Here is a 13,665-nt window from a genome sequence, read left to right on the forward strand (position 1 = left end):
GCTCCCGTTGCGCGGCCGCCGGAGCGCCGCCGCCTGCGGGTCAGGCCCGCCGGAGCGCCGCCGCCTGCGGGTCAGGCCCGCCGGACCCGCACGACGCTGTCGTCCAGGGTCGCCGGGGAGCCGTCAGGCGCGGTGATCCGTCGGGTCCGCAGCTCCGCGACCTCGACCGTCCAGCCGTCCCCGAGCGCGAGCTGCTCGACCTGCTCCTCGGGCCCGACCAGGGGCTCGGCGTGCACGTGCTCCTCGGCGGAGGCCCACGACGGCGATCCCGCGTGCCCGACCACCACGAGGTGACCGCCCGGCGCGACGAACGTCGTCGCACGCCGGAGCACGGCCGCCCGCGGGAACGACACCGACGAGTGCAGGAACGACGCCGCGACGAGGTCGAAGCGCTCCTCGGTGTCCCACTCGGCGAGGTCCGCCTGCACCCACGTCACCCGGGCCCCCAGCCCGACGCGCTCGGCCTCGGCGCGACCGCGTGCGAGGGCGTTCGGCGCGATGTCGACCGCCGTCACCCGCCAGCCCTGCGCCGCCAGCCAGAGGGCGTCGCCGCCTTCACCCGAGCCGAGGTCGAGCGCAGTGGGGACGCCGGAGCCGTCCGTGTCGGCACCCGGCGCGAGCGGCTGCACCGTGTCCACGAGCGACGCGTTGGGGCGTCCCGACCAGATTGGCGAGTCGCCGTAGCGGTCCGTCCAGAAGGTCTCGGCGTCGGATCGGGGAGCGGGATGCGCGGTCATCCGCGCAGCATGCCACCGGCGCACATCCACGGCCAGTACGCTTGCCGGATCGGCAACGGAGACGACGTTCCCGGGGTCCGTGCAACGCAGTCGCAACGGAGACCCAGCCTCGATACGGAAGTATGTGCAAGTGACAGTCATGACCGAGCGGCCTCTGCAGGACACCCCGAGCGCCGAGACGGAGCGACCCGGCAACGCCACGGTCCGGTTCCGCAACGCCGCGATCCTCGCCGTCGAGACCACCGTCGCCGACCGCGTGACCACCTCCGCGGACATCGAGGAGAAGCTCCGCGGGGTGCTCCGACGCCTCCGCCTCCCGATGGGTCTGCTCGAGCGCGTCGCCGGTGTGCGCGAGCGCCGCAACTGGGGCGAAGGGCAGTCGTTCCAGGATGCCGCGATCGACGCCGGTCGTCGGGCGATGGCCGCAGCCGGCATCGCGCCGGAAGAGGTCGGCCTGCTCATCAACACCTCGGTGACCCGCCCGCACCTCGAGCCCTCGGTCGCCGTGCGGCTGCACCACGGCCTCGGTCTGCCCACGTCGGCGATCAACTTCGACATCGCGAACGCGTGCCTCGGCTTCGTGAACGCCATGAGCGTCGCCGCCGGCATGATCGACTCCGGCCAGATCAAGTACGCGCTCATCGTGGACGGCGAGGACGCCGACCAGGTGCAGCTCAACACGATCGACCGGCTCAACCAGGGCGGCCGGAACCGCAAGGACTTCATGAGCGAGTTCGCCAGCCTGACCCTCGGCTCCGGTGCCGCCGCCGCCGTGCTCGGCCCGGCGGACGCGCACCCGACCGGCCACCGGATCGTCGGCGGCGTCACCCGTGCCGCGACCCAGTGGTACGACCTGTGCGTCGGCAGCGTCGACGGCATGTTCACGGACGCGAAGATGCTGCTCAAGGGCGGCATGGAGCTCGTCGTCGCCGCCTGGAACGAGGCCCGCGCGCACTTCGACTGGACCGACATGGACCGCTACGTGCTCCACCAGGTCTCGGACGTGCACACGAACGCCTTCGTGGCCGCGATCAACGTGCCGCGGGAGAAGGTCCCGACGACGTACGAGCGCTTCGGCAACGTGGGCCCCGCCTCCATCCCGATCACCCTGGCGGACGAGGTCTCCCGTGGGTCCATCCGCCCCGGCGACCGCGTGTTCCTGGGCGGCGTGGGCTCCGGCATCAACACGGCGATGATGGAACTGCGCTGGTGACCTCGCGGTTGCCCCGCGTCGCCGCGAGCACGGCCCCGGCGACGCTCCCGCCGCCCCTGCCCGGGCTCGACCCGGCCTGGTCCCGGTTGGTCACGGTCCCGGCCGTGTCGCTGCCGGGAGGCGCCTCCCGCCCCGAGCGCACCTGGCACCTCCTCGACACGGCCGCGGTCCTCGAGGAGCGTGGCCTGCGGCCGGTCGGCACCCTGCTGTGCGTGCACGGCAACCCGACGTGGTCGTACCTCTGGCGCTCGGTCGTCGCACGCTCGCTCGAGGTCGCCGCCGCCGGCGGTCCGGTCTGGCGGGTCGTCGCCGTCGACCAGCTCGGCATGGGGTTCTCGGAGCGCACCGGCCAGGACCACCTGCTGGCCGACCGCGTCGCCGAACTCGGTGACCTGACCGACGTCCTCGGGCTCGCCGGCCCCGTCGTCACGCTCGGGCACGACTGGGGCGGGGTCGTCTCGCTCGGCTGGGCGGTCGACCACCCGGACCTCGTGGTCGCCGTGACGACCTGCAACACCGCCGTGCACCAGCCCGACGACGCGCCGATCCCGGCCCCGCTGCGGCTCGCGCTCCGACCGCAGCTGCTCGGCCGGGCGACGGTCGTGACGCCGGCGTTCCTCGAGACGACGCTCGCGATCGCGCACCCCCGGCTCGACCGGGCGACCGCGGACGCCTACCGCGCGCCCTACCGCGGTGCTGCCCGGCGTGGGGGCGTCGGCGGCTTCGTCGCGGACATCCCCGTCGACGCCGCCCACCCGAGCGCGCCCGAACTCGACCGCATAGCCGCGGGGGTCGCGGCGCTCGACGTCCCGGCGCTGCTGCTCTGGGGGCCGCGGGACCCCGTGTTCCTCGAGCGCTACCTCGACGACCTCGCCGAGCGCCTCCCGCAGGCGGACGTGCACCGGTTCGAGGGAGCCGGTCACCTGCTGCCGGACGACGCCGACGTGGCGGGGACCGTCCTCGACTGGCTGGGCGACCACCTGCCGGACGGCACCGTGCCCGCCCCGGCCGGGTCGCGCCTCCCGGCAGACGTAGACGCAGACGCCGACGCCGGTCGTCCGCTCTGGGCGCACCTGACGGAGCTGCGCGACAGCGACGGCGCGGCGCTCGTCGAGATGGCCGCCGCCGGCGGCCCCCGCACCATCACCTGGCGGCTGCTCGCCCGTCGGATCGACGAGGTCGCCGCCGGGCTTGTCGACCTCGGGGTCCGCCCGGGCGACCGCGTGTCCCTGCTCGTCACCCCCGGCGCCGACCTCACCGCGGCGCTGTACGCCTGCATCCGGGTGGGTGCGGTCGTCGTCGTCGCGGACGCCGGCCTCGGCCTCGGCGGTCTGACGCGCGCCGTCCGCGGTGCGCAACCGGACTGGATCATCGGCGCTCTGCCCGGCCTCGCCGCCGCGCGCGCCCTCGGCTGGCCCGGACGCCGGATCGCCACCCTGGCGCTGCCGACCCCGCTGCGCGCGGCACTGCGCGTCGAGCACACGCTCGCCGCGGTCGCACGACGGGGAGCCGCTCGCCTGGCTGCCGGTGCCGTGCTGCCGGACGCCCCCGCGTCCGACGCCCCGGCCGCCGTCCTGTTCACCTCCGGCTCCACCGGCCCCGCGAAGGGCGTCGTGTACACGCACGGCCAGCTCGGCGCGGTCCGGGACGCCCTCGCCGGGCAGTACGACGTCGGCGTCGGCACCGGCCTCGTCGCCGGGTTCGCCCCCTTCGCCCTCCTCGGACCCGCCCTCGGCGCCCGCTCCGTCGCACCCGACATGGACGTCACCGCGCCCCGGACGCTGACGGCACGTGCGGTCGCCGACGCCGTCGCCGCCGCGGACGCGACCGTGGTGTTCCTCTCACCGGCCGCGCTGGCGAACGTCGTCGCGACGGCGTCCGCGCTGACCGACGACGACCGCGCGGCCCTCGGGCACGTGCGGCTGTTCCTGTCTGCGGGCGCTCCCGTGCCGGCCGCGCTGCTGACCGCCGCGACCGAGCTCATGCCGAACGCCACCGCGCACTCGCCCTACGGCATGACCGAGGGCCTGCTCATGACCGACGTCGACCTGGAGGGCGTCCGCGCCGCCGCGTCGTCCTCGTCGTCGGGCATCTGCGTCGGCCGACCCGCCGCCTCCGTGCGCGTGCGCATCGCCCCGCTCGACCGCGACGGCCTGGCGACCGGTGCGCTCACCGACGACCCGGACGTCACCGGCGAGATCGTCGTCGCGGCGCCGCACGTGCGGGACCACTACGACCGGCTGTGGCGGACCGACCGGGCCTCGCGCCTGGGCGTCGACGACCCGCGGGGGCACCGCACCGGCGACGTCGGCCACCTCGACGCCACGGGGCAGCTCTGGGTCGAGGGCCGCATGCAGCACGTCGTCACCGCACCGTCCGGGGTCGTCACGCCCGTCGGTCCGGAGCAGCGCATCGAGCAGGTCGACGGCGTCGGCCGCGCCGGTGTCGTCGGCGTCGGTCCGTCGGGCACCCAGCAGGTGGTTGCGGTCGTCGAGACCGTCCCCGCTGCCCGCCGACCGGGCCTCGCCGACGCCGCGGTCACCGAGGCCGTCCGGGCCGCGGCCGGGGTCCCGATCGCCGCCGTCCTGGTCGTCCCGGTGCTGCCCACCGACATCCGCCACAACTCCAAGGTCGACCGCGCACGGCTGTCGCGCTGGGCCTCGTCGGTGCTGTCCGGCGGGCGGATGGCCCGACCGTGAAGGTCCTGGTCACCGGCGCGAGCGGCTTCCTCGGCCGCGCGGTCGCCGCAGCCGTCCGTGACGCCGGGCACGACGTGCGCACGTTCCAGCGTCGGCCGTCCGGGGTCGACGGGGTCGAGGACGTCCTCGGCACCATGACGGACCCGGACGCGATCCGGACCGCGGTCGTGGGGGTCGAGGCCGTCGTGCACCTGGCCGCCAAGGTGTCGCTCGCCGGCGACCCTGCGGACTTCGAGCGCGTCAACGTCGACGGCACGCGGGACCTGCTCGCGGCCGCACGCGCAGCCGGGGTCGCACGCGTCGTGTTCGTCTCGTCGCCGTCGGTCGCCCACACCGGGACGTCCATCGCCGGCGGCGGCGCGGCGCCCGCCGCGCCGGACGCCGTGCACGGCGACTACGCCCGGACGAAGGCCGCCGCCGAACTGCTCGCCCTCGCGGCCGACGCACCCGGCTTCGCGGTCGTCGCCGTCCGGCCGCACCTCGTCTGGGGTCCCGGCGACGAACAGCTCGTCGGCCGCATCGTCGACCGCGCCCGACACGGCCGCCTGCCGCTGCTCGACTCGGGCGCCGCGCTCATCGACTCCTGCTACGTCGACAACGCCGCGTCCGCGATGGTGGCGGCACTCCACCGCGCCGAGGCCGTGCACGGCAACGTCTACGTCGTGACGAACGGGGAACCGCGCCCCGTCGGCGAGCTGCTGGCGGGCATCTGCACCGCGTCCGGGGTGCCGGTCCCGCGGACGCACGTCCCAGCCGGGTTCGCGCGGGTCGCCGGGTCGGCGGTCGAGTCCGTGTGGCGGGTGCGCCCGGGGACCGACGAGCCGCCGATGACCCGGTTCCTGGCGGAGCAGCTGTCGACGGCGCACTGGTTCGACCAGCGTCGCACGCGGCGGGACCTGGAGTGGGAGCCGACGGTCTCGATCGACGAGGGGTTCCGGGCGCTGGCGGAGGCTCGCTGAGCCGTCGCGTTGCGCGGGTCACCCGTCGCGCTCCTCGGGGTACTCGGCGCTCTGCACGGCGCCCGGGGTCAGCGCTCGAGGAGCATCCGGCGCGCGAGCCGTGCGATCTCGCGGGTCGCGGGGGAGAGCGGGACGTCTCGCCGTCGGACGAGGGCGATCGTGTCGTACAGCGGCTCCGCGAACGGCACGGTGTGGACGCCGGCCGGGAAGGTCGGGGCCTCGGCGACGGCCCGCGAGACGATCGTGTCACCGGCGCCCCGTGCGACGAGGTCGAGCGCCGAGTCGACGTGCTCGACCTCGATCCGAGCGGAGAGCGTCACCCCGGCGAACTGCGCCCGCTCGGCGAGCTGCCGCCGGGTCGGATCGCGCCACCCGTAGTGGGCGTCGTACAGGATGAGGTCCGCGGCCGCGAGGCCCTCGATCGTCGCCGGTCGCGCGGTCCGCGCCGGGTCCGCCGAGGCGTAGAGGACGTCGTCGCGGCGGAGCGGCGTCACCTCGAGCCCGTCGGCGTCGATCGGCAGGACGACGAGCCCGGCTTCGAGGTCCCCGGCGGTGACGGCGTCGGCGACCTCGACCGAGTTCAGGCCGATCACGCGGAGCCGGACATCCGGGTAGCGGGAGTGGAACCGTTCGAGCAGGCGGGACAGGAAGTAGTAGTTCGCATTGCGCAGGAGACCGAAGGTGGCGACACCGCCCTGGAGGCTCGTGAGGTCCCGGAGCGTCCGGTCGGCGTCGTCGGCTGCCTCGACCGCCCGGCGCGCGTGGGGGAGGAGCGCTTCGCCGGCACTCGTCAACACGAGGCGGCGACCACCGCGGGTGAACAACCGCACACCGTAGGACTCCTCGAGCCGTCGGACCAGCTCCGACACGGACGGCTGCGCCATGCCGAGTTGAACGGCGGCAGCGGAGAACGAGCCCGCCGTCGTGATGACGAGGAATGCCCGTAGCTGGGTCAGAGTCACAGGGGAACCCTATGGGTGATCGTGGATCATCTGACCTTGTCCTTGCCGTTCGTCGCGGGCAGGGTCGTCTTCATGAAGCTCAGCCCTCGTTTCGTGGCGGACAACGCCGACCGGTTCTCGTTCCTGAAGGCCCCGGCCGTGGACGCTCCCGAGGCCCAGCGCGACCCCGCCGTCGCCGAACGGGTCGCCGGGATGCTCGCCGAGATCCAGCGCGACGGCTTCGAGGCCGTCCAGCGGTACGCCCGCGAGCTCGACCACGCCGAGGTCGTCGAGCTGAGCGCCGCGGAACTCGCCGCGACGGGCGACCGGCTCACCCCGGAGCTCCGCGCGGCCATCGAGCTCGGTGCCGCACGCACGCAGCAGTTCGCCCGCCTGCAGCGCGAGCACCTCGTCGACTTCTCCGCAGAACTCGTCCCCGGGCTCACCGTGGGACAGCGCTACGTCCCGGTCGGCAGTGTCGGCGCGTACCTGCCGGCCGGGCGCTTCCCGCTCACGGCGAGCGCGTTCATGAGCGTCGGCGTCGCGAAGGCCGCGGGTGTCCCGACCGTCGTGGCCTGCACCCCGCCGCAGCCCGACGGCGGCGTGAACGCGGCCGTCGCGTACGCGGCGTACGTGTCCGGCGTCGACCGGCTGTTCGTCGTCGGTGGCGTCCAGGCCCTCGCGGCCATGGCGTTCGGCCTGCTCGGTGCGGCACCCGTCGACATGATCGTCGGTGCCGGGAACGCCTTCGTCGCCGAGGCGAAGCGCCAGCTGTTCGGTGCCGTCGCCATCGACCTGCTGGCCGGGCCGTCCGAGGTCGCCGTGATCGCGGACGAGACCGCCGACCCGGAGCTCGTGGCCGCCGACCTGCTCGGTCAGGCGGAGCACGGCCCGAACTCGCCGGCGGCGCTCGTCACCACCTCCCGCACCCTCGGCGAGGCTGTCATCGCGGAGGTCGAGCGGCAGCTGCCGACCCTGTCCACGAACGAGATCTGCGGACCCGCCTGGCGCGACCACGGCTCGGTCGTGCTCGTCGGGGACCGCGAGTCCGCCGCCGCGGTCATGGACGAGTACGCCCCGGAACACCTCGAGGTGCAGACCGCCGACGACGCCTGGTACCACGACCGCCTCACGAACTACGGCTCGCTGTTCATCGGCACGTGGAGCACCGTGGCCTACTCCGACAAGGGCATGGCGGGCACGAACCACACCCTCCCCACCGCGGGTGGCGCGAAGCACAGCTCCGGCCTGTCGGTGTCCCGGTTCCTCAAGCCGCTCACGTACCAGCACATCGCCCGCGAGGCCACCCCCGAGCTGGCGGACGCCGTCGACGTCATCTCGGCGAGCGAGGGCATGTCCGCGCACCGTGCCACCGCCACCCTGCGGACCGAGCGGCTCACGCGCTCCACCACCCCCGAACCCGACCACACGACCCGGAAGTGACCATGACCACACCAGCCGCACGCCGTCGAGGTCTCCTCGCCACGGTGCCCGTCATCGGCCTCGTCGTCGCCCTCACCGGGTGCTCGGCCCCCGGCTCCGGAGGGCCCGTCGGGCAGGTCGACCAGCCCGAGATCACGAAGAAGGTCGCCGCGTCGGACATCGACGGTGACACGACCTTGACGATGTGGGCAGACGTCGCCGAGAAGCCGCTCATGGAGAGGCTCGTCCCGGCCTACGAGAAGGCCTACCCGGACGTCGACGTGCGGATCACGTACAAGAGCTTCGACGACCTCATCGCGACCGTCGTGAACGCCGCCAACTCGGCGAACGCCCCGGACCTCTTCCAGGGCAACATCGGCTACGCGGTCGACGGGGCACTGGTCAAGGGCGACCTGGTCCGGCCGCTGGACGACGTGGCGAAGGTGTACGGGTGGTCGACGGGTACCGGGGCCTCGACGCTCGGGCCCGCGCGATGGAACGACGACGGCACCGCATTCGGCTCGGGCACGCTCTACGGCATGTCCGTGATCAGCGAGGTGCAGGGCATCTACTACGACGAGCAGAAGCTCGACGAACTCGGGCTCGAACCGCCGACGTCGATCGACGACCTCGAGCAGGACCTCGCGACGGCGAAGGCCGCGGGCGAGCAGCCGATCATGCTCGGCAACTCCGACCAGTACGCCGCCACCCACGTCTTCTCGGACATCGCCGCGACGAAGCAGGACCCGTCGTCGATCGCCGCCTGGATCGGTGGGAAGTCGGGCTCGACCTTCGCGACGAAGGGCAACGAGGAAGCCGCTCAGACCATGCGCGACTGGGCCGAGAAGGGGTACTTCGGGTCCGGCTACGACGGGCTGAGCAACGAGGACGCCATCGCCCGGTTCGCCGACGGCAAGGGCGTGTTCTTCGTCGGCGGCTCGTGGAACGGCGCCTCGCTCGACTCGGACTCCTTCGGGTTCGCCCCGTTGACGTCCGGCGGCGTCGGCGCGACCGCGTCCCCGTGGCACATCAGCACGAAGTCCGAGCACCAGGATGCCGCCATCGCGTTTCTCGGGATGATGCACAGCCCCGAGGTCGGCCAGTGGATCCTCGACACCGGTCGACTGCCCGTCGTCACGGACGGCGTCAGTTCGGAGGACCCGCTCCAGGAGCAGACCCTGACCGCGCTCAAGGACACCATCGCTGCGGGCACCCAGGTCGGGTACTACGACTGGAGCACCACGGACATGCTCACGGAGATGGGCGGAGCGCTGCAGGAGGTGATGGCCGGTCGGACGACGCCGTCCGAGTTCACCGAGGCGGTCCAGCAGACCTGGGCGAAGGCGCACGGCTGACATGGCGGCCACGCTCGCCGAGCGCGGGACCGACCGGGCGACGTCACGCCGACGTCGGCCGGCCGCCACCCGTGTCAGCTGGAGTTCGCTCCTGTACGTCGCACCGGCGCTGGCGTTCTTCGTCGTGTTCGTGGTGGTGCCGATCGTCCAGTCGGTGCGCATCTCGTTCTACGACTGGGACGGCATCAGCGTCGCCACCCCGGCCGGGCTGTCGAACTACGCGGCCGTGTTCGCGGACGCCGACCTCCGCCAGGCGCTCGGGCACTCGCTCGTCCTGCTGTTCTTCTACGCCGCGCTGCCCGTCCTCGTCGGCCTGCTGCTCGCCGGGGCGATGTCGCGGATCCGCATCCACGGCCTGACCGTCTTCCGGGCGGTGCTGTTCCTGCCGCAGATCCTGTCGAGCGTCGTGGTCGCCGTGGCCTGGCGCGGGTTGCTCGCCGAGGACGGTCCCGTCAACGACTTCCTCCGGGCAGTCGGGCTGGGCGGTCTCGCCCGGAGCTGGCTCGGGGACTTCGGCACCGCCCTGCCGTCCATCGGGCTCATCGGCACCTGGGTCGAGTACGGCCTGTGCATGGTGCTCTTCCTGGCCGGTATCGCGACGATCGACCGGTCGCTGTACGAGGCGGCTCGTCTCGACGGCGCCGGGGCGTTCCGGGAGTTCACGTCGATCACGCTGCCGGCCCTGCGCCCGCAGATCTCCATCGCGCTCATCCTGACCATCACGTTCGCGCTGCGGAACTTCGACCTGATCTGGAACACCACGCGCGGTGGGCCCGGGACCTCGACCACCGTGCCGAGCGTCTTCGTCTACCAGGACGCGTTCCAGGACCGGGCACTCGGACAAGCGTCCGCCCTCGCTGTGGTCCTGACGGTGCTCATCCTCGCCGTCGTCGCCGTCGTGCAGCTCGCCCTCCGCGAGCGGAAGGGAGCAGCGTCGTGAAGGTCGCCCACAGCGAGACCCTCGTCACCCACGCCGTGCTCGTCGTCGCCGCGCTCGTCGCGGTGTTCCCCCTCGCGTCGGTGATCGTCACCTCGCTGAGCGGGGACGACGGCGGAGTCGGGTTCGACAACTACGTCGACGCCTGGACGCAGGGCGGGTTCGCGTCCGCACTCGTCTCGAGTGCCGTCGTCGCGATCACGGTCGTCGTCGTGACCGCGACGATCGCCTGCCTGGCCGGGTACGCCCTCGCCCACATGCGGGTGCCCGGCGGCCGGCTGCTCCTCGGCCTCCTGCTCGTCGGGCTCGTCCTGCCGTACGAGGTCACCGTGCTGCCGCTCTACCAGATGCTCGCCGGCTGGGGCCTCGTGGACACGTACTGGGCGCTCATCCTGCCGCAGATCGGTCTGTCGGTGCCGCTCGGGGTGTTCTGGATGCGGTCGTTCTTCGCCTCCGTGCCGGGTGAGCTGCTCGAGGCGGCGCGCATCGACGGTGCGTCCCGCTTCCGGATCCTCCGCAGCGTGCTGACACCCGTCGCGCTGCCGGCCGTGGCGACGCTCGCGACGATCCTGTTCCTGTTCACGTGGAACGAGTTCCTGCTCGCGCTCGTGCTCGTGCCGCAGAACGAGGCCGTCCAGACGGCACCGCTGTCGCTGTCGTTCTTCTCCGGCGCCCAGCGCGGTGCCCAGCCCGACGTCACCGCCGCAGCCGCCGTGCTCGTCGCGCTACCGATCGTCGTCGCCTACGTCCTGCTCCAGCGCCGACTCATCACCGGGCTGACGGAAGGCGCGGTCAAGTGACGGCCGGCGGGACCGGCGTGGCCCGGATCCGGTGCGACCAGCTCGCCCCGGTGCTCGGCGACCTCGAGGGCAACGGCAGGAGCATCCTCGCCGCGGTCGAGCAGGCCGTCGCAGACCGGGTCGACGTGCTCGTCCTGCCGGAGCTCGCCACGACCGGCTACGTCTTCCGGGACGCCGACGAGGCAGCGACCGTCGCGGTCACGGCGGACGACCCGCTCTTCGCCCGGGTCGCCGGTGCGCTCGACGGGACGGACACGGTCGTCGTGGTGGGCTTCTGCGAGCGGGACGGTCGCCTCCTGCGCAACAGCGTCGCGGTCGTGGACCGGACGGGTGTCCGGACCGTCTACCGGAAGACGCACCTGTGGGACCGCGAGACGCTGGTGTTCACGCCGGGGGACGCCGCGCCTCCCGTTGTCGACACCGCGCACGGCCGCATCGGCGTGCTCGTCTGCTACGACATGGAGTTCCCGGAGATGCCCCGCATGCTCGCGCTCGCGGGAGCGGACCTCATCGCCGTCCCGACGAACTGGCCGGTCGGGGACCACCCGGAGCGTGACCGCGTCGCCGAGGTGATCGCCGCGCAGGCGGCTGCACGGACCAACGGCGTGTTCATCGCGTGCTGCGACCGCGCGGGCACCGAACGCGGCCAGGACTGGAACGAGGCGAGCGTGATCGTCGACCAGTTCGGCTGGGTCGCCGCCGAGACCGAGGTCGGAGCCGGAGCGACCGCGATCACCGTCGACGTCTTCCCGGCCCTCGCCCGCGACAAGTCCACGAGCCCGCACAACGACTGGATCGGGGACCGCCGCCCCGAGCTCTACGACCGGAAGGTGCCGACCGCATGACCACCCCCGACGTGACCGACGCCGACGCGATCGAAGCCGACCCGACCGAGTGGTGGCGCACCGCCGTCATCTACCAGGTCTACCCGCGGTCCTTCGCCGACCTCGACGGTGACGGGACCGGTGACCTGGCCGGCATCACGGCGCGGCTGGACCACGTCGCCGCCCTCGGCGCCGACGCCGTCTGGCTGTCGCCGTTCTACCCGTCCCCGCAGGCCGACGGCGGCTACGACGTAGCCGACTACCGGGAAGTCGACCCGCGGTACGGCACGCTCGCCGACGCGGACGCCCTGCTCGCGCGGGCCCACGACCTGGGACTGCGGGTCATTGCCGACCTCGTCCCGAACCACTGCTCGGACCAGCACGTGCTCTTCCGCGCCGCGCTCGCCGCCGCGCCGGGCAGCCCGGAGCGTGGGATGTTCCACTTCCGCGACGGACGCGGCGGACACGGCGACCTGCCGCCGAACGACTGGCAGTCGATGTTCGAGGGCCCGGCCTGGACCCGCGTGACCGAGCCGGACGGCACCCCCGGCCAGTGGTACCTGCACCTCTTCGCGCCCGAGCAGCCGGACTGGAACTGGGACGACCCCCGGGTGCACCGGGAGTTCGAGACGACGCTGCGGTTCTGGCTGGACCGTGGGGTGGACGGGTTCCGCGTCGACGTGTGCGACGCGATCGTCAAGGCCCCGGGCCTCCCGGACTGGCCGCACGCCACACACGGTGTCGTGGAGCCGGTCGACGGCGTGATGCCGCCGATGTGGGACCAGGAGGGGATCCACGCCGTCTTCCGCGAGTGGCGCCGGATCCTGGACGAGTACGCGGGCCAGCGCATCCTCTGCGCCGAGGCGTGGCTGCCGCCGGAGCGGGCGGCACGGATCGTCCGGTCGGACGAGATGCACCAGGCGTTCAACTTCGCGTACCTGTCGCTCCCGTGGGACGCGACCGCGATCCGGGCGAACGTCGACACGAGCATCGCCGCGAACGACGCCGTCGGTGCGCCGACCACGTGGGTGCTCTCCAACCACGACGTGATGCGGCACGCGAGCCGCTTCGGCTACGACGGCCCGGTCGAGCTCGAGGCCGGTGTCGGCGTGGACGACCCGCAGCCGGACCGTGCCACCGGTCTCCGCCGTGCCCGGGCCGCCACGCTGCTCATGCTCGGGCTGCCCGGCTCTGCCTACCTGTACCAGGGCGAAGAACTCGGCCTGCCCGAGGTCACCACGCTGCCCGACGCCGTCCGCCAGGACCCCATGTGGGAGCGCTCCGGCCACCGGATCCGCGGGCGCGACGGGTGCCGGGTCCCGATCCCGTGGACCTCCGACGGACCGTCCTTCGGGTTCTCGTCCGCCGCGGACACGTGGTTGCCGCAACCGGCCGACTTCGGTGGGTACGCCGTCGCCGCGCAGGAGGGGGACGAGACCTCGACCCTGGCGATGTACCGGCGGGCGCTCGCCGTCCGACGTCGGTCCGACCTCGGCAGCGGGACCTTGCGCTGGCACGACACCGGTAGCGCAGCCGTGCTGGCGTGGTCGAACGGCCGGGTCACCGTCGTCGGCAACCTCGGCTCCGAGCCGGTACGGCTGCCAGCGGGGGAGGCGGTCCTCGGCGGGGACGTCCTGGTCGAGTCGGTGCCGGGCGCGTTCGTGGACGGGGTGCTCGCTGTCGATGCTGCGGTCTGGTTGACCACGGAGCCCGCCCGCACGACCTGACCAGGCGGCGTTGCGACACCCCTCCCGGAGCCGCGCACCGCCGGTCGCGCC

11 protein-coding genes are annotated in these 13,665 nt (G+C 73.3%); 9 read left to right on the plus strand and 2 right to left on the minus strand.

Going from position 1 to position 13,665, the window contains the following annotated elements; translation table 11 throughout:
- Positions 1–71: 71 nt before the first annotated feature.
- On the minus strand, positions 72–737 hold the full coding sequence (locus tag KM842_RS00545) for a class I SAM-dependent methyltransferase (protein ID WP_216259966.1): 666 nt from the start codon (positions 735–737) through the stop codon (positions 72–74).
- A gap of 139 nt (positions 738–876) precedes the next feature.
- On the opposite strand from KM842_RS00545, the gene KM842_RS00550 reads away from it, so the two are divergent.
- From KM842_RS00550 to KM842_RS00560, 3 genes are read left to right on the plus strand one after another with little or no spacing between them, the layout of a single operon-like run.
- Entirely contained in the window at positions 877–1,950 is a 1,074-nt protein-coding gene (locus KM842_RS00550; RefSeq protein WP_216259968.1) for a 3-oxoacyl-ACP synthase III, read from the plus strand.
- A complete protein-coding gene (locus KM842_RS00555; RefSeq protein WP_253206175.1) occupies positions 1,947–4,649 on the plus strand; it encodes an alpha/beta fold hydrolase in 2,703 nt (900 codons plus the stop codon). Before KM842_RS00550 ends, KM842_RS00555 begins: the two co-directional genes overlap by 4 nt.
- Positions 4,646–5,608, plus strand: a complete 963-nt coding sequence (locus KM842_RS00560; RefSeq protein ID WP_216259970.1) for an NAD-dependent epimerase/dehydratase family protein — start codon at positions 4,646–4,648, stop codon at positions 5,606–5,608. Before KM842_RS00555 ends, KM842_RS00560 begins: the two co-directional genes overlap by 4 nt.
- 68 nt (positions 5,609–5,676) lie before the next feature.
- Here the strand turns inward: KM842_RS00560 and KM842_RS00565 are convergent, their stop codons facing one another.
- Positions 5,677–6,570 (minus strand): LysR family transcriptional regulator, encoded by an 894-nt coding sequence (locus tag KM842_RS00565; RefSeq protein ID WP_216259972.1) that lies wholly within the window; start codon positions 6,568–6,570, stop codon positions 5,677–5,679.
- Positions 6,571–6,606: 36 nt separating this feature from the next.
- Here KM842_RS00565 and hisD point away from each other — a divergent pair, with 36 nt between their 5' ends.
- The 6 genes from hisD to KM842_RS00595 are packed head-to-tail and all read left to right on the plus strand — an operon-like array spanning position 6,607 to position 13,614.
- Positions 6,607–7,992 (plus strand): histidinol dehydrogenase, encoded by a 1,386-nt coding sequence (gene hisD / locus KM842_RS00570; protein ID WP_216259974.1) that lies wholly within the window; start codon positions 6,607–6,609, stop codon positions 7,990–7,992.
- A 2-nt stretch (positions 7,993–7,994) separates the two neighbouring features.
- Positions 7,995–9,326 carry an ABC transporter substrate-binding protein gene (locus KM842_RS00575; protein ID WP_216259976.1) on the plus strand — a complete coding sequence of 444 codons (1,332 nt, stop codon included), beginning with the start codon at positions 7,995–7,997 and terminating at the stop codon, positions 9,324–9,326.
- 1 nt (position 9,327) lies between these two features.
- Positions 9,328–10,266: a carbohydrate ABC transporter permease gene (locus KM842_RS00580; RefSeq protein WP_216259978.1), complete on the plus strand. Its 939-nt coding sequence runs from the start codon at positions 9,328–9,330 to the stop codon at positions 10,264–10,266.
- The gene (locus KM842_RS00585; RefSeq protein ID WP_216259980.1) at positions 10,263–11,063 is read left to right on the plus strand and encodes a carbohydrate ABC transporter permease; all 801 of its coding nucleotides are present in this window, start codon (positions 10,263–10,265) and stop codon (positions 11,061–11,063) included. The genes KM842_RS00580 and KM842_RS00585 overlap by 4 nt, the downstream gene beginning before the upstream one ends.
- Positions 11,060–11,908 carry a nitrilase-related carbon-nitrogen hydrolase gene (locus KM842_RS00590; protein WP_216259982.1) on the plus strand — a complete coding sequence of 283 codons (849 nt, stop codon included), beginning with the start codon at positions 11,060–11,062 and terminating at the stop codon, positions 11,906–11,908. Before KM842_RS00585 ends, KM842_RS00590 begins: the two co-directional genes overlap by 4 nt.
- Entirely contained in the window at positions 11,905–13,614 is a 1,710-nt protein-coding gene (locus KM842_RS00595) for a glycoside hydrolase family 13 protein (protein WP_216259984.1), read from the plus strand. Before KM842_RS00590 ends, KM842_RS00595 begins: the two co-directional genes overlap by 4 nt.
- Positions 13,615–13,665 lie beyond the last annotated feature (51 nt).

The sequence above is a fragment of the Curtobacterium sp. L6-1 genome (assembly GCF_018885305.1).
Classification (GTDB): domain Bacteria; phylum Actinomycetota; class Actinomycetes; order Actinomycetales; family Microbacteriaceae; genus Curtobacterium; species Curtobacterium aetherium.